The sequence below is a fragment of the Streptomyces sp. NPDC060232 genome (assembly GCF_042726555.1).
Lineage (GTDB): Bacteria > Actinomycetota > Actinomycetes > Streptomycetales > Streptomycetaceae > Streptomyces.
In genome coordinates this window covers 19,895-44,514 of sequence record NZ_JBHXAG010000030.1, presented here as the reverse complement: position 1 = coordinate 44,514, position 24,620 = coordinate 19,895, and the positions used below count along the sequence as shown (strand labels likewise).

Sequence of the window (24,620 nt, the reverse complement as noted above, 5' to 3'; positions counted from 1 at the left end):
AAATCCGTTACCCGGCAGGGGTGTTCGTGAGCATTCGTGAACTCGGCGCGGTGCTGCGCCGACGGTGGTACGTGATCGTGCCGGCGATCGTGCTCAGCCTGCTGGCAGCGCTGCACCTGTACCGGTCGGTGCCGGTGGCGTACCAGTCGCAGAGCTCGGTGGCGCTGCTGGACTCCTCGGCGGCGGCCAAGCTGCCGCCCGCCTTCGGCAATCCCATCTCCAACGCGGGCGGCGCCCTCGTCGTGACCGCGGACGTGCTGATCAGGACGCTGTCGGGGGCGGACGCCGCCCGTGAGCTGCACAGTCTGGGCGTGACCGATCCCTACACGGTCGGGTTCGCCGCGAACACCTCGGGGCCGCTGCTGACGCTGACGGTCACGGGCACCGACCGGGGAAAGGTTCTCCAGGAGACCAACATCCTGACGGGCTTCGCCGGGGAACAGCTCAACGCGCTCCAGGCGGCGGCCAAGGTGCAGCCCGCGTACATGGTCCAGACCGCGCCGGTGGTGCTGCCGCAGACCCCGGTGCCGCAGCTCAAGAGCCGCTACCAGCAGGTGCTGGGGGTCCTCATCCTCGGTGTCGGCGGCGGGTTCGTCCTCTCCTTCGTGGCGGACGCGCTGCCGGCGGCCCGCCGGCACCGGCGGGAGAGGTCCGCCGAGGCCGCCGGCCCGCCGGGCCGGGCCGCCCGCCGCAGGGCGCGGGGCCGCCCTGTGGACGCGACCGCGCTGCTCACCGGCTATCTGGCGCTGGCCTTCTTCATCCCGTCGAACCTGACGCTGCCGGGCCTGGGCGGGGTGGGGACCCCGGCCAACGTATTCGCCCTGCTGGCCCTGTTCTGGTATCTGGCGACCTGGCTCGCCGGCCGGATCCGGCCGGCGGCCGGGACCCGGCTGCCGCGGGTGGCGCTGTGGCTGCTGGCCGTGTCGGTGCTGGCCTCCTACATCGCGAACGCGGGCCGCGGGAGCGTGCGCAAGGAGCTGCTCGGTGCGGACCGCGGCCTGATCGCCCTGCTGGTGTGGGTGTCGCTGGTGGTGCTGGTCTCCGCCGGGATCCAGGACCGCGCGCGCCTGGACGTCCTGATGCGCCGGGCCGTGGTGATGGGCGCGGTCGTGGCGGCCGTCGGCTTCTACGACTTCTTCACCGCGACCAACATCGCCGACAGCATCAGCATCCCGGGGCTGACGTCGGGCGTCCCCCAGATCACGACCCTGGACCGCGGGGCGTTCACCCGGCCGCGGTCCACGACGGCGCAGCCGCTGGAGTTCGGCGGGATGCTGGCGCTGCTGCTGCCCTTCGCCGTGCAGCAGGCCTTCGATCCGGTACGACGCCACCTGAGGGCATGGCGCCGCTGGGGGCCGGTGGCGCTGATGGGCGGGGCGCTGCCGCTGACGGTGTCGCGCACGTCGATCATCGGGGCGCTGATCGTGGTCCTGGTGATGGTGCCGCGCTGGAAGCCGCAGCGGCGGTGGACCGCGATCGGTGTCCTGGTGGGCGCGGTCGCCTGTTTCAAGGTGGTCGTCCCGGGGCTGATCGGCACCATCACCGCGCTGTTCGCCTCGTTCCTGTCGAACTCCGACAGCAGCACCCAGGCCCGTACGGTGAAGTACAGCGCGATCGTCCCGTATCTGGACGAGCGCCCCCTCTTCGGGCGGGGTCTGGGCACGTTCCTTCCCGAGCTCTACTTCTTCACCGACAACCAGTACATGCTGACCCTCGCCGAGATGGGGCTCCTGGGGCTGCTCGCCCTGCTGTTCCTCTTCCTCACCGGCATCCACCAGGGCGGGGCGATCCGCCGGCTGGCGGTCGGCGAGTCCGACCGTGAGCTGGGGCAGGCGTTCTTCGCCTCCGCGGTCGTCGCCCTGGTCGTCAGCGCCACGTTCGACGCTCTCAGCTTCCCGATGTTCGCCGGGATGTTCTTCCTGACGATCGCCGCCGGAGGCAGTTACCTCGGCTTCATCCGGCGCACGGCGCCGAAGCCCCGATCCGTGGAGTTCCCATGTCTTCCCGCCGATCAGCAGCATCTCCCGAGTCCCTCCCCGGCACCGGCTCCGGCCCCGGCCCGGTAGCGGTCCTCGTCGTCACCTGGAACAGTGCCAAGGTCCTGCCGGAGTTCCTCGCCTCGCTGCCGGAGGGCATGGCCGGGCTCGACTGGCGTCTCGTCGTCGCCGACAACGACTCCGCCGACGACACGGTGGAGGTGGTCCGCTCGCTGGCTCCGGACGCGACAGTCGTCCCGACCGGGCGCAACGCCGGGTACGCGGCCGGGGTGAACGCCGCGCTGGCGGCCGCCGCCGGGTGGGAGGGCGGCTTCCGGGCCGCCCTGGTGTGCAATCCGGACGTCCGGATGCGGCGTGGCTGCGCCAAGGTGCTCGTGGACGCGCTCGGCGCCCCGCAGCCCGGCGGCCGCCGGGTCGGGATCAGCGTCCCGCTGCTGTACGAGGAGGACGGGCGGACCCTCCTGCACTCGCTGCGCCGCGAGTCCAGCGTGACCCGGGCGCTGGGCGAGGCGGTGATCGGCAACCGCCGGGCGGGGCGCTTCCCGCGCTGGAGCGAGCTGGTGACCGACCCGGCCGCGTACGAGCGGGCGACGGTGGCGGACTGGGCGACGGGGGCGCTGATGGCCCTGTCCGGACCGTGCCTGGCCGCGTGCGGGCCCTGGGACGAGTCGTTCTTCCTGTACTCGGAGGAGACGGAGTACTGTCTGCGGGCCCGGGACCTCGGTTTCACGACGCGGCTTGAGCCTGCGGCCTCGGCCACCCACCTGGGCGGGGACTCCCGGGTGTCGCCGCGGCTGTGGACGCTGCTGACGGTCAACCGGGTGCGGCTGTACCGGCGCCGCCACGGCCTCGCGGCCACCACCGCCTTCCGGGCGGCCGTGCTGCTGCGGGAGTCCTCCCGCGCGGCCCTGGGCCGTCCGGCGAGCCTGGCGGCCGCCCGTGCGCTGGCCGGGCCGCCGGCGCCGCACGGCACCCCGTAGACCGTCTTCTTCCGGATCACGCCGGTCAGGCCCGGAAGGTGTTGTCACGTGTACGGGTCGGCCGGTGTCCTGTGGCCGTACCACTGGAAACGGAGGAGACACCATGAGCGAGGACGGCGCCGGCACGGCGACCGAGACCTTCGTCGCGCACCGCAACCTGCTGTTCACCGTCGCCTACGAGATGCTGGGATCGGCGGCCGACGCGGAGGACGTGCTGCAGGAGACCTGGCTGCGCTGGGTCGAGGTCGACCTGGACCAGGTGCGCGACCGGCGTGCGTACCTGGTCCGGATCACGACCCGGCAGGCGCTGAACCGGCTGCGCACGATGAGCCGCCGCAAGGAGGCGTACGTCGGCTCGTGGCTGCCCGAACCGCTGCTCACGGCGCCCGACGTGGCCGAGGACGCGATGCTCGCGGAGAGCGTGTCGATGGCGCTGATGCTCGTCCTGGAGACGCTGGCGCCGACCGAGCGCGCCGTGTTCGTCCTGCGCGAGGTCTTCGACGTCGGCTACGACGAGATCGCGGAGGCGGTCGGCAAGAGCCCTGCGGCCGTCCGCCAGATCGCCCACCGGGCCCGCCGGCACGTCGACGCCCGGCGTCCCCGGCAGGCGGTCTCCGCCGCGCAGACACGGGCAGCGCTGGAGTCCTTCCGGGCGGCGCTGGAGACCGGCGACCCGCAGGACCTCCTCGCCGTGCTCGCCCCGGACGTCGTGCTGGTGGCCGACGGCGGCGGCATCAAGCAGGCGGCGCTGCGGCCGATCGACGGTGCCGAGAAGGTGGTGCGCTTCATGGTGGGCGGTATCGGCAAGAACAACAGGAAGGACCTGCCGATGACGCTCACGCCGACCGTGGTCAACGGCGCCCCGGCCCTCCTGGTCCACCTGGGCGGCGAGCTCGACGGGATCATGGCGGTCCGCATCGAGGACTCCCGCATCACCGGCCTCTACTACGTCCGCAACCCGGAGAAGCTGTCCCACCTCGCGTCGGAGACGCCGCTGGCCCTGCGGTGACCGCCTCCGGCCCCGGCCCGGCCCAGACCCTCTGGTGCCGCGTCAGGCAACGTTTGCCCGTCAAGGAGCGGCGTCCGGTGCGTGCTCTCGGCGTGCGGGCCGGAAGCGCTCGTACGGGACGTACGTGGCTTTCGGCCGGTGCGGCGGACGTGCGTGCCGGGCGTCGCGACGCCGCGGGGCAACTCGATACAGGCTCTAGCCCTCCCAGGCGGTGTAGAAGCTGCCGGGGTTGACGAGGTAGCGGACGGTGGGGCGGGGCAGGTGGCGTACCTCGTGGCGGCGGGCGTAGCGGCGGACGAGCTCCCAGTCCTCGCGGGGCAGCACCTCGGGGGTGCGGCGCAGCCGGCTGAAGTGCAGGGCCCGGCTGCGGCGGGCCACGAAGGCGTTGGTGTCCAGGAAGGCCTCGCGGGCGGCGCGGCGGCGGTCGAAGGGGACCGACAGGACGTCGCGTTCGGTGCCGTCGGGCAGCACCCTGCGCAGCGCGGTGTAGACGGCGTCGGGGCCGCCGGGCGCGTCCAGTGCGCTCAGGGCGTGCTCCAGGTGGTCGCGCTCCCACAGGTTGTCGTCGTCGAGGAAGGCCACGTACCGGGAGCGGGTGAGGCGGATGCCGACGTTGCGCACGACTCCGGCGGTCGCCGTGTTGCGGGACAGGGAGACCGCGAACAGGCGTGGGTCCGGAGGTAGTTCGGGCAGGCCGGCGCCGTCGTCGACGACGATGACCACCTGGTCGGTGACGGTCTGCGCCAGGGCGGAGCGGACGGCCGCGCGCAGCGCGTCGGGGCGCCGGTGGGTGGCGATCACGGTGGCGACCCGGGCGGCCGGGGGCCTGCCCAGGAGGGCGGCGAGGCGGGTGGTCTCGGTGTCCTCGAAGCGTCGCAGCCGTACGGCGGAGGGCAGGAGCAGGAGCTTGTTGCGGGCCTCGAAGAGCACCAGCCAGCCGAAGGCCCGCTTGAGCAGTTCCCAGGGGGCCCGGGCGATACGCCGCATCGTGGAATCTCCGTGGTGGGTGGGCGGTCAGGGGGCGGGTTCCACCGGGCGGCCGTCGGACATGCGGTTGTCCTTCCACACGTTCCCGGCGCCGCCCGCGTTCCAGGCGGTGACCGGGCCGTAGGCGCCGCCGGCCGGGTGGTACTGGGTGGAGAAGACGTTGCCGGTGACGTGGATGCCGGTGGCGCCCGGGCCGCCGCCGTAGAGCGTGTACGCCCCGCCGGCCAGCCAGTTGTCCTCGACGACGACGGAGGAGACGACCCCGGTGTCGGCGAAGAGGCCCACGGCGGAGGTGGCGCCCTTGGCCACGGGGGTGGCGTTGAGGAGGGTGTTGTGCCGGATGGTCAGCCGGCCCTTGTTGCCGCCGCCGCTGATGACGGCGTCGGTGTGCTGCCATTCGCCGCCCTGGTTGCGGAAGGCGACGAGGTCGTGCACGTAGTTGTCGTGCAGGTCGCCCTGGCCCATGGACAGGGCGTTGCCGAACACCGAGATGTCGCACCAGCCGACCTCGATGGAGCTGCCGCCCATGTTCGACACGGCGTAGTTGACGCCGCCGTTGTCGGGGCCTTTGCCCGGTACGGCGGTGATGGTGGTGTGCAGGACCTTCAGCCCGCTGTAGCCGGGGCGCAGGTTGATCCCCCACCAGTTGGTGGAGGTGATCCTGCTGTCGATGACGGTGACGTCGTCGGCGTATATGTCGAGTGAGCCGCGGATGTCCCAGCCCTTGATGACGGTGCCGTCCTTCTTGACCGACATGTTGCCGGTGTCGTGCCGCTCCAGGGGGATCCGGGGGCCGGTGCTGTCCGCGTCGGGGTATCCGCAGGCCCCGGGTGAGGTGCAGGCGGTGGCGGAGGGGGTGGGCGGCGGTTCGCCCGGTCCGGGCGGGGGCGGCGGGGAGGCCGTGGCCGGGGGGCTCGGCGTGCCGCCGGCGGCGGCGGGCGCCGGCGTCCCGGGGGCGGCGCCCGACGGTGTCGCGGAGGGGGCGGCTTTCGGATCGCTCACCCCGGCGCGGTCGGCGTCGTACAAGGTGAGGAGGACGGCCAGCACCAGTGCGGCGAGCAGCCACGCCCCCAGGCGCCTTCGGTTGCGTGTCATGGCCGGTCGCCTATCCTCGGAGCGTTTTTCGGGCGGGCAGGAGGCATACGGCGTAGCACAGGGTGCCGGCGGTCGCGGTCGCCAGGAGGGCGGGCACGGAGTCGCCGAGGGAGCGTTCCAGCAGCAGGAGCACGGCGGTCATCACGGCGCCGCCGAGCAGCGGCCAGGCGCAGGCCCGTACGAGGGTGCCCAGGCGGATGCCGCCGCGGTGCAGTGCCAGGAGGAACACAGGGACCACGACGGCGCAGGCGACGGCGACGTGCCCCTGGGCCACGCCGACGATCCCGCCGCCGCGGGCGCCGATCACCAGGGCGGGGATCAGGATGAGCAGCCACAGGCCCTGGACCGCGATGAGCGAGCGGCGGCGGCCGATGGCCACCAGGCAGTCGTAGGCGAGTTCGCAGCCGATGCGGACCAGGCCGAGGGCCATCAGCCAGGGCAGAGCGCCGGCGGCGGGCAGCCAGCGTTCGCCGTAGACGAGCTCGATGACGGGTGCGGCGAGGCCGGCGAGCAGGACGCAGAGCGGGACTGTGGCAGCGGTCACCACGCCGAGGGCGCGGGCGAAGCCGGCGGCCAGGGCCTGTGGTGAGTCGGCCAGCCGGGAGAAGCCTGCGAAGGAGACGCGGCGGGCGGCTTCGGAGATGATGCGGACGGGCCAGCCGGAGATGTTGAAGGCGAGGACGTAGAAGCCGAGGGCGAGGGGGTCCAGGGTGGAGCCCACCACCATGGTGTCCACGTTGACCACGCCGAGGGCGAGCATGCTGGCTCCGGCGAGCGGCAGGCCGAACTTCAGCAGGGCGCGGGCCTGTTCGCGGTCCCAGCCGAACTTCAGGGTGCCGGGGGCGGCGAGGCAGCAGCCGATGAGGGCGGCCACGTTGCCGACGACGGATCCCCAGGCGAAGCTCATCGCGCCCCAGCCCTGGACGGCCAGCAGCAAGGTCACCGCGGTGCTGAGGACGAAGTTGAGCGCGTCGACGGCCATCCGCCGGCCCTGCGCGAACTCCCGGGTGAGGAAGCCCGCCGGGACCTGGGAGAGTCCGTCGAGGACCACGCACAGGCACATGACCCGCAGGACCCCGGATGCCTCGGGCGAGCCGAGGACGCCGGCGACGGCCGGTGCGGTCGCGAACAGCACGGCGTACAGCAGGCAGCTGGAGACGGCACTGAGGGTGAGGACGGTGGGGGCGAAGCGGCGCGGGTCGCCCTCCCAGCGGACGATGGCGAGGGAGACGCCCAGTTCGTTCGCGGAGAGCAGGACGAGCAGGACGGTCTGGGCGATCCCGTACACGCCCCACGCCTCGGGCCCGAGGAAGTAGCGGGCGAGGACGATACCGGTCGCGAAGTTGCCGAGGCGCATGACGACCGTGTTGACCAGGCTCCATTTGGCCGCGGAGCCGACCTTGCGTCCCAGTGAGGGCGCCGCCGGGGTGGTCTGCGTACGGGTACCGGTGTCGGTCACGGCGAACCCGCCCCGCCGGAGCCGACCGTGCGCAGTGCGATGGTCTCGTCGGTCGTGACGGGGGTCGCGGCGGCAGGCACGGCGGCGGGCGTCACGGCGGCAGGCACGGCGGCGGGCGCCCCGTCCGGGGCCGGGCGCTCCTTGCCGCGCGGGGTGCGCCGCCGGGCCTCCACGTAGAAGGTGGCGACCAGGCTGAGGACCAAGCCCAGCGCGCCCACCATGACGATGTACTGGATCCGGGTCTTGGTCTGTGCCTCCGGCTTCTGCGGGGGCACGATCGTGGCCATCCGGATCATGGCCTCGGGGGCGACGGACTGCTGGGTCTGGAACTCCCCCAGCCTCTTGTCGGCGTAGGCGGCGAGGAGTTCGCCGGACGTGAGGACGGCGGCGGGGTCGGTGCCGGTGACGGTCAGCCACATGAAGGGGCCCTGGGCGTTGTCGGCGATCTTCACCTCGTGTCTGCCGGTGACGCCGAGGGCCTTGAGGTCGGCTTTGGCTCCGTCCGAGTTGAGGTTGCGGGCGAGGCCGTCGGCCATGCCGGTGAGCGATGCCTGCGTGCTGAGGAAGGGGTTGCCGTCGAAGGCCTCGGTGGCCTTCGACGAGTTGAGCAGCGTCACGGTGGTCTGCGACTGGTACTCGACCGGGATCAGCAGGTGCACGGCGGTGGTGAGTGCCGCTGTCAGCAGCAGTCCGGGCAGCAGCACGTACCAGCGCCTGCGCATGACCCGCCATATCTCGGCGAGATCCATGGTCTTCCCCCTTGTTGCGGATGTTCCGGTTACTGCGGTCCGTGCCCGGCGGCCGGCACGAGGTCGGTGGGTCTGGGCCGGGTGCGGGCGGTGCCGCCGTCGAGGAGGACGGCGGCGATGCGCTCGCTGGCGCGGCCGTCCCACAGTGCGGGGCAGCGCGGCGCGGGAGGATCGTCGAGGACCTTCTCCACGGTGGCGACGATCCGGTCCGGATCGGTGCCGGCCAGGACGTTGGTCCCCTCCGTCACGGTGATGGGGCGCTCGGTGTTCTCCCTCAGGGTCACGCAGGGGACGCCCAGCGCGGTGGTCTCCTCCTGGACGCCGCCGGAGTCGGTGAGCACCAGCCGGGCGGAGTCCTGCAGGGCGATGAAGTCGAGGTACCCGGCGGCCGGCACGAGCCGGATGCCGTCGGGAACGCCGATCGCGGCCAGCCGCTCCGCGGCCCGAGGGTGCACGGGCAGCAGCAGCGGGCAGCGGCCGGCGGTTTCGCCGAGGGCCTTGAGCAGGCCGCGCAGCGCCCCGGGGTCGTCCACGTTGGCCGGCCGGTGCAGGGTGACCAGGCCGTATCCGCCGCGGGTGAGCCCGTAGCGGTCCAGGACGTCCGACCGCCGGGCCCGGTCCAGGTTGGCGAGGAGGGTGTCGATCATGACGTTGCCGACGACGTGGATCTGGTCCTCGCGGTAGCCCTCCGCGCGCAGGTTCGCCGCGGCGTCGGGCGAGGGGGCCAGCAGGTAGTCGCTGACCCGGTCGGTGGCGACCCGGTTGACCTCCTCGGGCATGCTCCAGTCGCGGCTGCGCAGGCCTGCCTCCACGTGGGCCAGCAGAGGGCCGGCCTTCGCGGTCACCAGGGCGCAGGCGAGGGTGGAGTTGATGTCCCCGACCACCACCACGGCGTCCGGGGCCAGTTCCTCGACGAGCGGCTCGAAGGCGGCCATCACCCGGCCGGTCTGCTGGGCGTGGCTGCCGGATCCGGCGCCCAGGTACCGGTCGGGCGGCCGGATGCCGAGGTCGCGGAAGAAGACGTCGTTCATGGACTCGTCGTAGTGCTGCCCGGTGTGGACGAGGACCACCTCGGCGCCTCGGCGCTCCAGTGCGTCCATCACCGGTTTGATCTTCATGTAGTTGGGGCGCGCCCCGGCGACGCAGACGATCCTGGTCATGGGTTCAGAGCACCTCCACCTTCGCGCCCGTCATGCGGTTGCGGGTGTCGAGCACGAAGGAGGCGTGCTCGCTGATCATCTGGTAGTCGAAGGAGTCGTGGTCGGTGAGCAGGACGACGACGTCGGCGGCCGCCAGCTCCTTGCGGGTCGCCTCGACACGGGCGAGGCGTGCGTCGACCTTGACGCTCTCCACCACGTGCGGGTCGACCGCGCGGACCTTGGCGCCCATGTCGAGGAGCAGCTCGGCGATGCGTACGGCGGGCGACTCGCGGGCGTCGCCGGTGTTCTTCTTGTACGCGAGGCCGAGCAGAAGGACCCGGGAGCCGTTGACGGAGCGGCGCTTGGCGTTGAGGGCGTCGATCACGCGGCGCGTGACGTATTCGGGCATGTGGTTGTTGATGTCGTTGGCGAGTTCGACGAAGCGGAAGTTCTGGCCGAGTTCGCGTTGGACGCGCCAGTTCAGGTAGGAGGGGTCGATGGGCAGGCAGTGTCCGCCGACGCCGGGCCCGGGGGTGAACTTCATGAAGCCGAAGGGCTTGCTGGACGCGGCTTCGATGGACTGCCAGACGTCGATGTCGAGGTGGCGGGCGAACATGGCGATCTCGTTGACGAGGGCGATGTTCACGTGCCGGAAGGTGTTCTCCAGCAGCTTCGCCAGCTCGGCCTCCTTGGGCGAGCGCACGGGCACGGTGGTGTCGACGAGCTGTCCGTAGAAGGCCTCGACGGCCTTGAGGGAGGCGGCGTCGACCCCGGAGACGACTTTCGGCGTCTGCTGGAAGCCCCAGACGGTGTTGCCGGGGTCGATGCGCTCCGGGCTGTAGCCCAGGTGGAAGTCGGCGCCGGCGGTGAGGCCGGAGCCGTCCTCCAGGATCGGGGCGAACAGCTCCTCGGTGGTGCCCGGGTAGGTGGTGGACTCCAGGACCACGGTCGCGCCCGGGCGCAGGAAGCGGGCCAGGGTGTGGGCCGACTCCTCGATGTAGCGCAGGTCGGGCGCCCCGTCCTGTAAGGGGGTGGGGACGGTGACGACGGCGACGTCGAATCCGCCGCAGTCGCGGGCGAGTTCGCTGGGCCGGTAGGTGCCGCGCTCCAGGGCGCGGGCGAGGCGTTCGCCGGATACGTCCTCCACGTACGACTCTCCGGCGGCGAGGCTTTTGACCCGCCGCGCGTCGACGTCGTATCCGATCACCTGGTGGCCGACCTCGGCGGCGCGGATGGCCAGTGGCAGGCCGACGTATCCCTGTCCCACGACGACGACGCGCATCAGCAGTGACTCCTGTTCGCGGAACCGGCAGACGGGGTGCGGTGGATGAGCTCCCGGACCGTCATGGCGAGGAAGGCGGCGTTGGTGGTGAGGTAGCGCCTGCCGAGGCGGCGCGGTTCCTGGAGGGTGCGGTAGAACCATTCGAGGCCCATCCGCTGCCAGGCCAGGGGGGCCCGCTTGGTGATGCCGGCGAGGATGTCGAAGGAGCCGCCGACGCCGTGGACGACGTGGGCGCCGGTGCGCTTGCCGTAGCCGGCGGTGAAGATCTCCTTCTTGGGCGAGGTCATGCCGAGGAAGAGCAGTTGCGCGCCGCTGTCGGCGACGGCGTCGGCGATGTTCTCCTGCTCGCTGTCGCCGAAGTAGCCGTTGCGGCTGCCGGCGACCCGTAGTTTCGGGAAGCGTTCGGAGATCTGCCCGAGCATCATCTCCAGTACCTCCTGCTGGGCGCCGAGGAGGTAGACGGGGATGTCCGCGACCTCGGCCGCGGCGAGCAGGCGCATGAACAGGTCGATGCCCGCGACGCGCTCGGGCAGCCGGACGCCGAGGACGCGGCCGGCCCAGACCACGGCCTGGCCGTCGGCCAGGACGAGGTCGCAGCCGGCGACCGCCTCGGCGAGGGCCGGGTCGCGGCGCATGTTGACCAGCTTGGCGGCGTTGACCATGCCGATCTCGATCCGCTCCCCGCGCCGTACGGCGTCGAGGCAGCGCTGCACGGTCTCGTCCATGGTCAGGGGGTCGAGCGTGACCCCGAAGAGGGTGCTACGGGTCATCTCTGCGGCCCCCCGAGCCAGGCGAACAGCATCCAGCCGAACTCGTACGGGCGGCACTCCCGGTCCACCCGTCGGGGGCGGAAGAGCGCGTCCAGGGGTGCGAGCCGGGCGTGCGGGGCGACGCGGGTGGTGAGCCCGCGGGCCGCCCGGACGGCCTTCTTGGGGTCGCCGCGGTGGACCTTGCGCCAGGTGACGCCGAGGTCCTCGCGGATCATCGGCTCGCGCGGGGTGCCGTCGGGCCCGGCGAGTTCGGGCACGGCCGTCATCCAGCGCAGTCCCCGGCGGATCGCCGCGGCGAAGTCCGTGCCGCCCGCTTCGGCCAGGTCGAACAGGGCGGTCGGGGCCATCGCGTGCTGGTGCACGCTGTAGACGGGGTAGCCCTCGATCACGCCGCCCTCACGTGCGTCGTAGTGCCACCACCACTGTCCGCCGTCACCCTGGAGGTCGACGATACGGGCGGCGCATGCGTCGGCGGCCGCCAGGGCCTCCGGGTCGTCACCGCTCGCGTGCAGCCGGGCCAGCGCCTGCAGCGGGTAGGTCTGGTCGGCGAAGCAGGCCACGTGCGCGCGGTAGCCGGCCACCAGTCCCGGGCCGGTGGCGTGCCCGAACAGCGGTCCGCTGCCGGTCCTGGCCGTCAGCAGGCGGTCGCGGGCGACCGGGATGCGGTCCTCCACGTCCACCACGGGGCGCGCGGCCGCGAGGGCGGAGAGCACCCAGGCCGCCTCGACCGTGTACCGGGGCCGGCCGGGCAGGTCCAGGGCGGCGACCCGGTCGAGTGCGTCGGACAGTTTCGGGTGGCCGGTCTCGGCTGCGGCCCAGGCGACGAGCGCCGCGTCGCCGAGGTCGACCACCCCGGGCAGCCGTTCCACCAGCAGCCCGGTGAACTCCTGGGCGGAGCGCCCGCCGAACAGGGCGCGCTGGCGGTCCTCGGGCAGGAACCGGGCGCCCAGCGCGGTGATGGCCGCGTACCGGGTGCTGGCCCCCCGCAGTTCGAGGCGGCGGGTGCCGTCGGACGAGACCGCTCCGGCCCGGGTGAAGGCGAAGGTCTCGGCCTCCGGCAGGTACATCGCGGGCAGACCCGCTTCGGCCAGTCCGAGCAGCCGCTGCGCCAGCGCGTGCAGCTTCGGGTCCTCTTCGGCCAGTGCTCCTAATCGTGTGGTGGTCATCGGGTCCCCACCCCGACTCCCCGGGTGCTGCTCGCACCTCGCATGTCCGAGCTCTTCGGCTCCAACACACCTACCCCCTCTGATCGCTCCTCGGACGGACCTGGCGGTCGTCATTCCGCGGAGGGGGACTGCGCGTGACGGCGCCCGTGGCCGCGGCGTCCGGCGCCGCGGGCACGAGCCGTCCGGAGGCTGCCGTCTGGATCCCCCCAGCGATGCCTTCGGACCGGGGCATGCGCGCACGGCAGTGTCCGCGGGCGCGGTGGAACCGCGCTCCGCCAGGCGCTGCCCGCGGTGCCCTCGTCGTACACAACCCCCCACTGAGCAAGGCCTGTTGCCTGCTCAGATCCCGTGTGCAGGGACACGTTATGCCCACGGATGTTCATTGATTGTGGTTTTGAGGAAATGCCGGTGACCTAAATTGCCGACATTCCGTCAGTTTCGCTCGGTGAGGATGCCGTCCTTCTCGTCGTGCAGCGCCCCGGTGCGCGGACACTCCCAGATGCCCGGCTCGCCGTCGCGCTCCACCAGGCGGACCCCGGCCCGGCCCACCCAGCCGATCCGGCGGGCCGGAACCCCGGCCACCAGCGCGAAGTCCGGCACGTCCTTGGAGACCACCGCCCCGGCCGCGACGAGGGCCCAGCGCCCCACGCGCACCCCGGCCACACACACCGACCGGGCCCCCAGGGAGGCGCCCTCGGCGACGACGACCCCGGCGGCCTCCCAGTCGCCCTCGCGCTTGAGAATGCCGTCGGGGTCGACCGCCCGCGGGTAGAAGTCGTTGGTGAGGACCGCGGCCGGGCCGATGAACACCCCGTCACCGAGCTCGGCCGGCTCGTAGACGAGGGCGTAGTTCTGGAGCTTGACGTGGTCGCCGATCCGTACGCCGGGTCCGACGTACGCGCCGCGCCCCACGATGCACCCGCGCCCGAGCCGGGCCTTCTCGCGTATCTGCGCCAGATCCCAGATCGCGGTGCCCTCACCGAGCTCGGCGCTCTCGTCGACCTGGGAGGTGGGTTGAATGCGGACACTCACGGCGCGGTCCCCTTACGGTTCGTGAGACATGCTGCGCACGGGCGTGCGAATGCACACATGCATTGACGAACGGACGTGCTGGTGTTCGGACGTTCCCATGCTCAGGCGCACCTGTGATCAGACGTACCTGTGCTCAGACGTTCCGGTGTTCAGGCGTACGAAGGTAACGCGCCGAGCATATGCGGCCACGGGCCGCTCCACCCGCGGATCAGCCGACTCCCCCGGTCGGCACGGAAGCGGCGGCCGCCGGGCTCCTGGACCGCCTCTGCCCCCTCCGGCACGCCGCCGAGGCGAACGGCCTGGTGGGACGGCGAGCGGAGCGGCAACCGCCCACCCCCACCGCCGTTCGGACGGTGGGGGCGCACGCCACGGCGCGTTGGGGCACGCGCGGTGGTGAAACCGGATCGGCTTTGGGGCGTTAGGGAGGGCGGGCCGCCGTTCGCCCGTGGTGCACGAGAGTACGAGGAGCACGATGACAGACCCCAGGCCCACCGGACGCGGCCGGATGAAGCTGGCGGCCCGGTGCCGCGTGGCCACTGAAGCCCCCGCCTTCGGCATGGTCGTCTTCTGCGCCATCCTGCTCAACGCCGCGCTGATGGGTGTCGAGACGTACAGCGGGCTCGCCGCGGACCACCAGCGGCTGCTGCGGACCGCCGAGCAGTGCTGCCTGGCCCTGTTCAGCGTGGAGATGCTGCTGCGCGCCGGCGCCTTCGCGGACCGGCCGAAAGCATTCTTCCGCGACCCGTGGAACCTCTTCGACCTCGTGGTCGTCGCCTCCGCCTTCGTGCCGTTCGTCCGTGAGAACACCACCTTGCTGCGGCTGCTGCGGCTGGCCCGGGTGCTGCGCACGGCCCGCTTCCTCCCGCACCTGCGCATCCTGCTGATCGCGGTCGGCCGCAGCCTGCCCGGTACCGCCAGCTTCCTCTTCGTCGGCGGACTGGTGCTGTACGTGTACGCCATGGTCGGCTGGGTCTGCTTCGCCGAGTCCGACCCGGGGCACTACGGCTCCGTGGGCCGCGCGATGCTCACGCTGTTCCTGCTGACCACCCTGGACGGCCTGACCGACGCCGTCCGCGCGGGACTGGAGATTTCCCGCCTCAGCATCGTCTACTACGCCTCCTACGCGCTGCTCGCCTCCTTCGTCCTGGTCAACGTCCTCATCGGCGTCGTGCTCAACTCCCTCGACGAGGCACGCGAGATGGAGGACGCGGCCGACCGCGAACGCAAGCGGCCGGGCCCGCCGCCGGCCGCGGGCGGCCCCGATGCCGACGTCCGCGACCGCATCGCGACGGCCCGCCGCGCCCTGGACGAGCTCGAAGCGAGTCTCCCCGCCCCGGACGGCCGCCCCTCACGCCGCCTGGAGACCTCCCCCAGCGGTTCCTGAACGGCCGGCGCCACCGGTCACTGCGACCCGGTGACCAGCAGATGGATGTCCCAGGTGCCGTCCGGGCGCTGGTGGACGCCCCAGCGCCCGGGCCGGTCCTCGAAGGCGAACCCGGGCGCCTGCGGCAGGCGCAGCTGCTCCAGCCGGACCCGGCCCTGGAAGACGGCTCCGCCGAAGTCCACCGGCCCTTCGAACACGGCGCCGGTGGACACCAGCCCCGCTTCCCATGCCGTGGAGGCGAAGGAGACCGGTCCGGCGAAGGAGGCCCCGCTCAGCCCGGTCAGGCCGCAGAACACCGCGCGCGAGAAGTCCGCCTCCCCGGCCGCCCGCATCCCGTTCAGGTCCGCCGAAGCCTCCAGCACCGCCCGGGTGAAGGCCACCTCGTCCAGGAAGACGCTGTCCGAGAAGCCCGCCAGTCCGTGGAAGTGCGTGCGGCGGAAGCTGCTCGCCCGGTGGAAGCGGCTGTGGTCGAAGTCGCCGACGCCGAGGAACACCGCCCCCTCGAAGGACACCGGCCCGGCGAAGGTGGACCTCCCGAGCCTGGCCCGCCCGGCGAAGACGGCCCGGGCGAAGGAGGACCGGGCCAGGAACTCGATGCCGCCCTCGTTCCAGTCGTCCACGAAGGTCGCGTGGTCGAAGTCCGCCTCGCCGAGCCTGACGGGCTGCGCGCGCGAGGCGCGCAGGGCTGCCAGGAGCCGCTGGAGCAGCCCCTCCTCGAACGTGGTGCCCCGGAAGTCCACCGGGGATCCGGGCCCGAGGGTCGCCAGGTACCCGTGCTCCCGATCGGGTCCCAGATGGGCCAGGCACACGTCGTACCCGGGCAGTCGGATCCCCGTGCACGGTACGCGCGGGCTCTCCCCGGAGCTTCGTCCGCAGGTGGGCCAGTCGATGCCCGCGCCCCGCAGCCCGGCGGCCTCCGTCATGGCCAGGCCGAGCTCGGCGCAGTCACCGGTGCACAGCCAGCCGTCCGTCGCGCCGCCGAGCGGTACGAGTGCGCGCAGCGCCGTGGGACCGACCAGCGCGCCGAGTTCCTCGTACAGGGGGTGGGCCAGGACCACCGCGGGCGACCCCGGCGACGGGCCGCCGCGGTCGGCCGCCCCGGAGTGCCGCAGGAGCCGGACGGCCTCGGACGCGGCCTGCCCGGAGACGGCGTTTCCCGCCGGAAGCGTCTGCGCGGGCCCCGCGGCCACGGAGACGTCGAGCGAGAAGGGCACCGGATCCATCCTGCGGTGCGCGAACCGGGCCGCCGCACCCGGGAGTTCGGACAGCAGCCGGCCCGCCTTGCCGAGGGCCCCCGGTGGCTCCAGCAGCACGAGCACCGGCGCGCCCCGCCCGCCCCCGGCCAGCCTCCCCGTGACGTCCGTCTCCTCCATGAGCCGCATCAGCAGGTCCGCCGCCTCCGCCTCGGGCGGACTCCCGACCGGCTGCGCCCCGTCGTCGCCGGTCCGTACCGCCAGGCACACCGCGGACTCCCCCCGCGGCGGGCCGGACCGCACGTGTTCGGCCATCACCGTCCGGAAGCCGGGCTGTTCCAGCAGGGCGCGGCCCGCCAGGAACACCATGCGGTCCGGCCAGACGCCGTGGACGACGCCGATCAGCGCGCCGTCGCGGGAGACCGGGCCGCCGCGGTAGTGCGTCCAGGCTTCCGGCTCCGCGGAGAGGCGTACCAGCTCCCCGTTGCGGGCGCCCTCGTACGGGACCACCTCGCCGGTCAGTGCGACGGCGTCGCCCTGGTCGGTGCGGCCGTCGATCCGCACCCGGTCGAAGTGGTGGTCCGCGGTCGGCCACGGCAGGGGCCGCGCGCAGACCGCCGGATCCGCCAGGTCCTCGTCGGCGAGCAGCAGCAGCACCCTGGGCAGCGCGTCGTCCCACCACACCGGGCGGCACGGGACCTCGCGGTCCCCGGCCCGCACCCAGGCGACGGTGCTCCAGGCCGGCGGCGCGTCGCCGACCGTGAGGACCAGCCTGGGCGTCAGCAGGACGCCGACCTCCTGCGGTTCCGGCAGGGGCTCGTGGCGGACCCGTACGACACGGTCCGCGAGGCCCGGGTCCTGGGGCGGCTGCGTGGCGAACGGCAGGGCCCCCTCGGCCACCCGGCGGCGGCCCTCCCGCCCGTCGGTGACCCGGGTCGCGGAGAAGTCCGGCCCGGTCCCGCGGTTGCGGGACATGTACTCCCACACGCGCCGGCGGACCAGTTCCCGTACGGCGGCCACTTCCCCGCGCAGTTGCGAGCCGAGCAGCGCCTCCCGTACTCCGGGCAGGAACTCGAACTCCACCTCCTCGGGGTCCCGTTCGTGGTCCCAGGGCGCGAACAGCCCGCCGAGGGCGACCTCCGCGAGGTGTCCGTGCTCGGAGTCCCGCAGCAGCGAGCGCCGGACGAGGTTCATGACCGGCAGGGTCAGCGGTACGGCGGCCAGGTGGGCGGCGAGCTGCTGGGCGGTCGGGGAGGCGCTGCCGCGGAAGCGTTCCACCACCTCCAGCGCGCCGCGGACACCGCCGGCCGGGGCTTCGCGGACGTCGGCGCTCCCCGGTTCCGCGTCCAGCCGCAGACAGGCGAGGCGCCGCCAGCGGCCGTCCCCGGAGACCACCCGCACCAGCCGGGCCAGGCTGCCCGGGGCGACACCGACGACGGGGACGACGTCGGGGGTGCGCCGGCGGCCGGCGCGGGAGCGGCGGGCGGTCGCCGCCCGCTGCCAGGAGCGGGTGGCGGCGGCCGGCCGGTCGGCGCGGACGGCGAAGGGGACGGGCCGGACGGCGCCGCGCGTCCAGAGCCGTTCGGGCAGGACGTTCAGCACGGCCACGGCGTTGTGCGTGCCCCAGTGCCGGAGCACGCCCTGCACGGAGGCCTCGCGCCAGCCTCCCGCCACGGTGTCGGAGAGTACGAGGATCAGCCTGCGGCCGGCGGGGTCGGCCAGTTCCAGCGGGTTGCGGGGCGCGCCGGACCGGCCGCGGGTGAGCATCGGGGTGGCGCCGGAGCCGGTGCCCGTCAGCTGCCAGGTGCGTACGTCGCGGAAGACCCCGCTGCGGGTCAGCACCCGGCGCAGTTCGTCCACGAGGTCCGCCCAGAGCAGCATCGAGTGGTGCGTGTCGACGACCAGCGCCAGGTCCAGCCAGCGGCTCTCGGCCGGCCGCAGGACGGGCGTCGGCACCATCCGCTCGATGCTGCGCTCGACGGTGAGCTGCTCGTCCAATTCCTCCCCGGGGCCGCCGATGGAGCGCCGCCCGACGGGACGCAGGGCCCGCATCAGCGCCAGCGGGTCGTCGAGGGAGGCGGCCCGGGGCAGCCGGACGGGTGAGCCCCGGCGGCCGGCGCCGTCGTCGGCCGGTTTCCCGGCGGGGTCGGGTACGGAGGCGGGGAAGAGCTTGACGGCCGGCTGCCCGTCGGCCGGGCCGCCGGAGACGGCCGCGGTCTCGGGCGCCGTCGGGTCGGCGACCGGTGGCCGGCCGGCTTCGGCGCCGCCGGGCGCCACCGGGGGCGGGCGTGGCCCGGCGGGGTCCACGCGGGCGGCCAGCCACAGGATGTCGGCGATCTCCTCCGCCCCGACCCCGGGACGCGGTCCCGCGTCCTCGGCGCCGTCGGCGAGGGCGGCGAGGAGCTCCTCGATCACGCCGTGGGCCCGGTCAGGTGCTGCATGACGGTCTTGAGGAAGCGGTCGCGGTCGCCGGGCGCGGACCAGGCTCCGGCGAGGCGGAGCTGGATGGCGTTGAGGAGCTGGTCGGTGGCGAGGTCGCCGTCCCCGGCGCGGTCGATGAAGTCCCGGACGAGCTCCTGGTACTCCCCGCCGGTCTCGACGTCGACGCCGAGCCGGCGGCGGACGATGAGGGCGAGCTTCTCCGGGCCGGGCGGCTCCAGGTGCAGGCGGACGCAGCGGCGCAGGAAGGCCGGCGGGAAGTCGCGTTCGCCGTTGCTGGTGAGGACGACGACGGGGAAGTAGCGGCACTGCACGCGGCCTTGGGAGATGTGGACGCAGGCGTCGGGGTCGTCGTCGGTGCCGATGGCGACGGTGGGGTCCTCCTGGGCGAGGCGGGCGAGTTCGGGGATGACGAAGCCGCCGTCCTCGAAGACGGTGAGGAGGTCGCCGGGGAGGTCGATGTCGCTCTTGTCGATCTCGTCGACGAGCAGGACGCGGGGCCGGTCCTGCGGCAGCAGGGCGGTGCCGAGCGGCCCGAGGCGCAGGTAGCGGGAGATCGAGGGCGCGTGGGCGGGTTCGGGTGGGGGGACGGGAGCGGGGACGGCCTCCCCGGCCGTCGCGGCCGGCGCCGCGGGGCCCACCGGACCGGGCTGCCTGCGCAGTTGCTCCAGGCCGGCCTCCTGGAGGCGGCCGATGGCGTCGTACAGGTAGAGCCCGTCGCGCAGCACCGTCCGGCTGGTGATGGGCCAGTGCAGGACGGGTCCCAGGCCCAGGTCCGAGGCGATGCTGTAGGCCAGGGTGGATTTCCCGACGCCGGGCTTCCCGGTGATCAGCAGCGGCCTGCGCAGGTGCAGGGCCGTGTTGACGACGTCCTTCTCCTGCTCGTCGGGCACGTAGCCCTCGCCGCGCCGGCGGGTGCGCTCCCAGGCGGGCCCCTCGCATCCGGGGGGCGCGTACCCCGGATCGGGGCTGCCGGTGAAGTCCCGCCAGGGCGGCGGGGATCCGGTTTCCAGGCGGGCGCGCCGGTCCGTGCCCTCACCGGTCCCGTGGTACAGCCACCAGTCCTTCACCACTGCCTCTGCCTCCATCGTCGTGTCGCCGCTGTCAGTGGTCGGGGTCAGGCCAGGGACCGGGAGCCCGGTATGTCGTCGGGATCGTCCCACAGGAGCACCAACTGGTCTTCCCCTGCGGGGCTTTGGCCGCCTCCCGGTGCGGTGCGCGTGGCTCCCGCGGCTGCGCCGGCGGCCGCCCGGCGCACCTCCCGCACGCGCGCGGGCAGGGCCAGTACGTCCAGTGCGCCGGGGTCCGGGCGGCCGTCGGGTCCGGGGGGTGCGAGCAGGTCGAGGAGCGGGGGCGCGGGCACTGTGCCGCCGCGACGCCACACCGCGACCGGGACGCCGCCTTCGAGTACGGCTTCCAGCAGCCCGGCGTGCGGGGCGGAGGCGGTGTGGGCCAGGACGCACGCGGGCGCCGGCCGCTCGGCCAGTTCCATCCCCAGCGCGTCCGTGACCTCGGCCTCCTCCACCACCCGGACGGCCTCGGGGTGCCGGCCGCCCCGGGTGCACAGCCAGCGCCAGCTGGTGCGCCACTCGGCGCGGGTGTCCGCGCGCTCCTGGGGGCAGCGCACGACGACCTGGTGGAGCAGGCCGAGGGCGCGGTGCCGGCCGGCCGGGCCGCGGGGCACCGGCCACTGGTCGAAGTCGGTGTCGAGCAGTTCGTACGGCACGTGGAACTCGATGCGGTCGACGCCGCCCGGGGCCTGCGGCCCGGTGCCGCCGTCCGCCGGCGCCGCACCGATGAGGGCGAGCTGCCGCAGGAGTTCCTTGCGTACGGTGTCCAGCCGTACGGGCGCGCCCTGCGACTCCCATATGTGCTCGGTGCGTTCGCCGCGCAGCCACATCCGCGCCCGGAAGCCCGGCCCGCCGTCCGGCGGCGGCTCCAGCCCCACGTGTACGACGGTGGTGCGCGCCGGGGGCGGCGGCGGGGGCAGCGTCGGCAGGGCGAGCCGCTCGCGGGTGGTGTCCACCCAGTCCTTCAGCCGTCCCGCCCACGCCGCGTCGCCCGCCGCGGCGGCCCGGTCCGCGAGGAACCGTACGAAGGGCACGGCCAGCGGCATACCGCCGCGTCCGCCCTGGCGTTCGTCCAGGTCCTGGACCACGTCCAGGAGGCCGTCGCCCGGCAGGCCGCCGCCGACCGGGGTGGTGCACCCGGCCGTCCTGAACGCCCAGGCGTAGGCCTCGTAGGCGCAGCGCGGCAGTTCGCGGCCTTCGAAGAGCGCGCCGAGTCCGTCCCAGGCCTGCTGGTCGAGCCGGGCGGCCCGGGGCAGCGCGACCGCGGCCAGGTCGTCGTCGAGGAAGGAGCAGGCGTCCCAGTCCCGGTCCACGAGGAACTGCGGGAGCTGCCAGCCCTCGCCGCGTTCGCGCAGTTCCCGGAAGGTGCGGTGGATGCTGCGGGCGGCGACGGGGAGCCCGCTGACGCTCTCGCGTACGGAGCGTCCGCCGAGTTCCGTGAGGAGGGCTTCGGTGAAGCGGCCGGCGCCGCGCTCGGCGTCGTTCTGCGCGGCCTCGCCCTCGCGGGAGGCGTAGAGGCGGAACTGGCGGCGGCCGGGCACCGAGCTGCCGCCGCCGTAGTCGGTGCTGCCGAAGTTCCAGCGGGCGTCGCGGGGCGCGTCGACGCGGCAGGCGTCGACGAGTGCCGCCTGGAGCGGGAAGCTGCGCTGTTTGACCAGGTCGGTGCGCCACCAGCGGAGTGCCGAGTCGAGGTTGAGGTGGCGGATCTGGCTGGGGCGGGCGTCGGCGCAGGGCAGCATGAGCTCCTGGCGGGGCCCGAGGTAGCCGTGTCCGGCCCAGAAGATCCACAGCAGGTCGCCGTCGCACTGCGGGAGTTCGTCGAGCAGCGCCGCTTTCACGTTCTCCTCGGTCGCCGGCCGGTACGCCGTCCGCAGGGCGGCCATGGCCGGGGAGTCGGGCCAGGGGAGGGCTTCGGGTTCGTCGAGCGGGGACAGCAGCAGCCTGAGGTTGCCGGGCGGCACCTGGGCGGGGCCGGTCAGCCAGTGCGCGAAGCGCAGGGCGTCGCGGGCGGGGCCGCGCAGGTTCCAGCGGTGGCTGATGTCGTAGCGCTCGACGCCGGCGACGAGCGCGAAGGTGCGCTGCGGGCCGAGGGCCGGGGGCAGGAAGTCGGTGGGGGTCACCCGATCTCCGCTTCGGCCACCGCCTGTCCGATCCGTTCGTAGAGGGAGTCCTGTTTCCAGTAGGCGCTGTGGCAGGCGGGGAAGGGCTGGCGGCTGCCGATCTCGTGGTCGGTGATGCGCGGGTCGCCGGGGAAGACGGGTCCGGCGAGGTAGGACAGCACGTCGTGGCGGTCGTAGACGTTGAGCCAGCGCGGGAAGCCGTACGGGAGCTTCGCGCCCGGTTCGAGCGCGGTCAGGGCGCCGAGCTCGTGGAGGAAGGGGGCCTGGGAGCCGACGGTGACGAGCAGTTCCGCGCCGGGGACGGCTTCGCCGCGGGCGGCGGCGAGGGCGAGGAGTTCCACGAGGGCGATCCCGCCGAGGCTGTGGCCGATCAGTACGGTCGGCCCCGGGGCGGCGGCGATCTGCGCGTGCAGGAACTCCCGCAGGTCGTGGCCGCGGGCCTGGTAGCGCAGGATGTCGCCGAGCGCGGGGGTGGCGCCGACGGTGAGGGAGCCGCGCCAGGCGTTGAGCAGGGGCTGGGTGGTGACCCGCATCGCGAGCCGGCCGAGGACGGCGGCCGCGCGGGCGCCGGGGACGCGGGCGTCGCCGCCGAGGCGGGTGGTGAGCAGTTCGACGAGGCGGTCCCGTTCGGCGCCGGTGCAGTCGGCGTCGGCTCCGGCGGCGGCCAGGGCGCCGGCGGTCACGGCCCGGGCGAGGGCGGTCGCCAGCTCCCGTGCCTGCGGTTCGCCGGTGGCGCGGTCGGCGGCGCGGGCCGCTTCGGCGGAGTCGGCGGCGGCGGTCAGGGCGGCGGGGAAGGCTGCGGCGAGGCCGGTGCCGTGCAGGAGGGCGCCGAGTTCGTCCCCGGGGTGGGGCGGCGCGGGCGGTAAGCCGGCGAGCAGCGTGAGCACCTGGACGCCTGCGGGCTGTACGCCGGGCATCGCGAAGGGGTCGGCGAAGGGGTCGGCGTCCCCGCCCCGGGGGCCGTCCGGGTCCTGGCCGCCGTCCGCCCAGCCGGCCTCGGCGAGGACCCGGAGTTCGCACAGCGGGTCGGCGAGCAGCAGGGTCCACTCGGCCGTCTCCGCATCGACGGGGTCGGGTGCGGCTGCGGGCCGCAGGCCGGGTACGGACCGGCCGTCGGCGCCCAGGGTCGCGCCGAACCGGTCGCCCCAGTAGCAGGAGTCGACGCGGGCTTCGGGGAATCTGGCGGTCAGCCGCTCGCGGACCAGGGCGAAGAGGCGGTCGTGCCGCTCGCGCCGTACTCCCGTGCCGTGGACAAAGAGAAATCGCATCGCCGCCCCGCCCCCTCGTGCCGTCGCCCCTGGGCACGATAGCGCCGGGCGCTCGGCAGGGGGTAGGGAACGCCAGGTTCGGCGTCACCGGGTCCAGGCGGGGCCGAGGGCGTGCTCGGCGAAGGACTCGCCGATGCGGCGGTGGCCGACGCCGCGGTGGCCCACGCCGCGGTGGCCGACGCCGCGGGCGGTGGCTTCCGCTTCCGGTGCGCCGCGCAGGAGTTCCGCCCGACGGGAGGGGTGATCCAGCCGGGCGCGCCGCCGGGGGCCGGTCGCGGGCTGTGTCGTGTTCGAGGCCGTCCGTTGCGCCACCCTTCCCACCGCCGCGGTTCGCGCATCCGGTTTCGGGGTGGTGCGTTCTCGTGGCCCGGGCTGTGAGAACGGACACGTCCCGGACTCGGAACCCGGGCCGCCTTCCCTCCATCGAACCGGGAGTGGGACGCGTATGCGGGCGGGAGGGGCCACATGTCCAGCAGGGTTCGGGCACGGCAGCGGGGACGGACCGCGGCGCGGGGCTCCGTGGCCGTCGGCCTCCTGGGCACCCTGGTCCTCGCGGGGGCCGGGTACGTCGCCTGGGAGCTGCGCGGCATCGCCGCCAACCGCGCGGACGGCGATCCTGCCCAGGGCGTCTACCGGCAGGACCCCGAGCGCGCCGACCGGACGGCGTCGGCCGTCCTCGACGGGATCGTCCGTGAGGACCCGGACCCGCCGAAGGACGGCAAGGCCTTCGCCGGCGGCGGTGCGGTGGACTGGCGCTCCGGCGGATGGGAGCCCTCCGACCCGCTGGTGGCGAGACCCGCCCCCGCCGAGCCGGCGATCGGCGCGCTCTTCTCCCCCGGCAACGACGGCGACCCCGACCACCACTGCTCGGGCGTCGTGGTCCACTCCCCCGCCGGCGACCTCATCGCCACGGCCGCCCACTGCGTGTACGGCGGCGGCTTCCGCACCAACCTCGTCTTCGCGCCCGGCTACCGGGACGGTATCGCCCCGTACGGCGTCTGGGTGCCCACCCGGATCGACGTGGACCCACGCTGGACCGCGGACCAGGACCCCGACCACGACATCGCGTTCCTCCGGCTGCGCCAGCCCGGATACCCCGGCCAGCGGCTGGAGGACGTCACGGGTGCCGGGACGATCGCCTTCGGACGCGAACTGCCCGTGCCCGCACGGCTCGTGGGCTATCCGAACTCCTCCGAGCAGCCTTTGGACTGCCGGACCACCGCACACCCGGCGGGGCCGACACAACTGCGGCTGGACTGCGCGGACGTGCCCAACGGCACCAGCGGCGGACCGGTGCTCACCGACGGGCACACACTCATCGGGGTGATCGGCGGCCGGGACGGCGGCGGCGACGACGAGACCTCGTACAGCGTCTCCTTCGGCGACGGCGTGCGCGCCCTCTACGAGCGGGCCACCCGCTCCTGAGCCGTCCCTTCCCGGAAGGGGACGGCTACCGTTCTGACCGATCCACCGAGCCACAC

Annotated in this window: 19 protein-coding genes; 5 read left to right on the top strand and 14 right to left on the bottom strand. The window is 73.8% G+C overall.

Annotated elements, in window-relative coordinates; translation table 11 throughout:
• Positions 1–26 precede the first annotated feature (26 nt).
• From ACFWFZ_RS30830 to ACFWFZ_RS30820, 3 genes are all read left to right on the top strand, one after another.
• Positions 27–2,066: an O-antigen ligase family protein gene (locus ACFWFZ_RS30830; protein WP_387126656.1), complete on the top strand. Its 2,040-nt coding sequence runs from the start codon at positions 27–29 to the stop codon at positions 2,064–2,066.
• Positions 1,997–2,977, top strand: a complete 981-nt coding sequence (locus ACFWFZ_RS30825) for a glycosyltransferase family 2 protein (RefSeq protein ID WP_387126653.1) — start codon at positions 1,997–1,999, stop codon at positions 2,975–2,977. Before ACFWFZ_RS30830 ends, ACFWFZ_RS30825 begins: the two co-directional genes overlap by 70 nt.
• 103 nt (positions 2,978–3,080) lie before the next feature.
• Positions 3,081–3,986, top strand: coding sequence for an RNA polymerase sigma-70 factor (locus ACFWFZ_RS30820; RefSeq protein ID WP_387126651.1), 906 nt, complete (start codon positions 3,081–3,083; stop codon positions 3,984–3,986).
• A gap of 195 nt (positions 3,987–4,181) precedes the next feature.
• On the opposite strand, the gene ACFWFZ_RS30815 is transcribed toward ACFWFZ_RS30820, so the two are convergent.
• The 9 genes from ACFWFZ_RS30815 to ACFWFZ_RS30775 all read right to left on the bottom strand — a co-directional run bounded on the left by ACFWFZ_RS30815 (position 4,182) and on the right by ACFWFZ_RS30775 (position 13,665).
• Positions 4,182–4,973, bottom strand: coding sequence for a glycosyltransferase family 2 protein (locus ACFWFZ_RS30815; RefSeq protein ID WP_387126649.1), 792 nt, complete (start codon positions 4,971–4,973; stop codon positions 4,182–4,184).
• A gap of 27 nt (positions 4,974–5,000) precedes the next feature.
• The gene (locus ACFWFZ_RS30810; protein ID WP_387126647.1) at positions 5,001–6,068 is read right to left on the bottom strand and encodes a hypothetical protein; all 1,068 of its coding nucleotides are present in this window, start codon (positions 6,066–6,068) and stop codon (positions 5,001–5,003) included.
• 10 nt (positions 6,069–6,078) lie between these two features.
• Positions 6,079–7,527, bottom strand: coding sequence for an oligosaccharide flippase family protein (locus ACFWFZ_RS30805; protein WP_387126644.1), 1,449 nt, complete (start codon positions 7,525–7,527; stop codon positions 6,079–6,081).
• Positions 7,524–8,276 carry a Wzz/FepE/Etk N-terminal domain-containing protein gene (locus tag ACFWFZ_RS30800; protein ID WP_387126642.1) on the bottom strand — a complete coding sequence of 251 codons (753 nt, stop codon included), beginning with the start codon at positions 8,274–8,276 and terminating at the stop codon, positions 7,524–7,526. The genes ACFWFZ_RS30805 and ACFWFZ_RS30800 overlap by 4 nt, the downstream gene beginning before the upstream one ends.
• Before the next feature lie 29 nt (positions 8,277–8,305).
• Complete coding sequence (gene wecB, locus ACFWFZ_RS30795) at positions 8,306–9,436, bottom strand: non-hydrolyzing UDP-N-acetylglucosamine 2-epimerase (protein WP_387126640.1); 1,131 nt, start codon at positions 9,434–9,436, stop codon at positions 8,306–8,308.
• Between the two features lie 4 nt (positions 9,437–9,440).
• On the bottom strand, positions 9,441–10,697 hold the full coding sequence (locus ACFWFZ_RS30790; RefSeq protein ID WP_387126638.1) for a nucleotide sugar dehydrogenase: 1,257 nt from the start codon (positions 10,695–10,697) through the stop codon (positions 9,441–9,443).
• Positions 10,697–11,467 carry a WecB/TagA/CpsF family glycosyltransferase gene (locus tag ACFWFZ_RS30785; protein WP_387126636.1) on the bottom strand — a complete coding sequence of 257 codons (771 nt, stop codon included), beginning with the start codon at positions 11,465–11,467 and terminating at the stop codon, positions 10,697–10,699. Before ACFWFZ_RS30785 ends, ACFWFZ_RS30790 begins: the two co-directional genes overlap by 1 nt.
• Positions 11,464–12,633 carry a hypothetical protein gene (locus ACFWFZ_RS30780; protein ID WP_387126634.1) on the bottom strand — a complete coding sequence of 390 codons (1,170 nt, stop codon included), beginning with the start codon at positions 12,631–12,633 and terminating at the stop codon, positions 11,464–11,466. Before ACFWFZ_RS30780 ends, ACFWFZ_RS30785 begins: the two co-directional genes overlap by 4 nt.
• Positions 12,634–13,065: 432 nt before the next feature.
• Positions 13,066–13,665 (bottom strand): acyltransferase, encoded by a 600-nt coding sequence (locus tag ACFWFZ_RS30775; protein WP_387126632.1) that lies wholly within the window; start codon positions 13,663–13,665, stop codon positions 13,066–13,068.
• 472 nt (positions 13,666–14,137) lie between these two features.
• On the opposite strand from ACFWFZ_RS30775, the gene ACFWFZ_RS30770 reads away from it, so the two are divergent.
• Positions 14,138–15,049, top strand: a complete 912-nt coding sequence (locus ACFWFZ_RS30770) for an ion transporter (RefSeq protein ID WP_387126629.1) — start codon at positions 14,138–14,140, stop codon at positions 15,047–15,049.
• A gap of 17 nt (positions 15,050–15,066) precedes the next feature.
• On the opposite strand, the gene ACFWFZ_RS30765 is transcribed toward ACFWFZ_RS30770, so the two are convergent.
• The 5 genes from ACFWFZ_RS30765 to ACFWFZ_RS30745 form a co-directional block, all read right to left on the bottom strand.
• The gene (locus ACFWFZ_RS30765; protein ID WP_387126627.1) at positions 15,067–18,657 is read right to left on the bottom strand and encodes an SAV_2336 N-terminal domain-related protein; all 3,591 of its coding nucleotides are present in this window, start codon (positions 18,655–18,657) and stop codon (positions 15,067–15,069) included.
• Complete coding sequence (locus ACFWFZ_RS30760) at positions 18,654–19,769, bottom strand: AAA family ATPase (protein ID WP_387126625.1); 1,116 nt, start codon at positions 19,767–19,769, stop codon at positions 18,654–18,656. Before ACFWFZ_RS30760 ends, ACFWFZ_RS30765 begins: the two co-directional genes overlap by 4 nt.
• Before the next feature lie 29 nt (positions 19,770–19,798).
• On the bottom strand, positions 19,799–21,871 hold the full coding sequence (locus ACFWFZ_RS30755; protein WP_387126623.1) for a hypothetical protein: 2,073 nt from the start codon (positions 21,869–21,871) through the stop codon (positions 19,799–19,801).
• On the bottom strand, positions 21,868–23,139 hold the full coding sequence (locus ACFWFZ_RS30750) for a hypothetical protein (protein WP_387126621.1): 1,272 nt from the start codon (positions 23,137–23,139) through the stop codon (positions 21,868–21,870). The genes ACFWFZ_RS30755 and ACFWFZ_RS30750 overlap by 4 nt, the downstream gene beginning before the upstream one ends.
• An 84-nt stretch (positions 23,140–23,223) precedes the next feature.
• Positions 23,224–23,451, bottom strand: coding sequence for a hypothetical protein (locus tag ACFWFZ_RS30745; protein ID WP_387126619.1), 228 nt, complete (start codon positions 23,449–23,451; stop codon positions 23,224–23,226).
• Positions 23,452–23,604: 153 nt separating this feature from the next.
• Between ACFWFZ_RS30745 and ACFWFZ_RS30740 the strand changes: the two genes are divergently transcribed.
• Positions 23,605–24,564, top strand: a complete 960-nt coding sequence (locus ACFWFZ_RS30740) for a trypsin-like serine peptidase (RefSeq protein ID WP_387126617.1) — start codon at positions 23,605–23,607, stop codon at positions 24,562–24,564.
• The last annotated feature ends 56 nt before the right edge of the window (positions 24,565–24,620 follow it).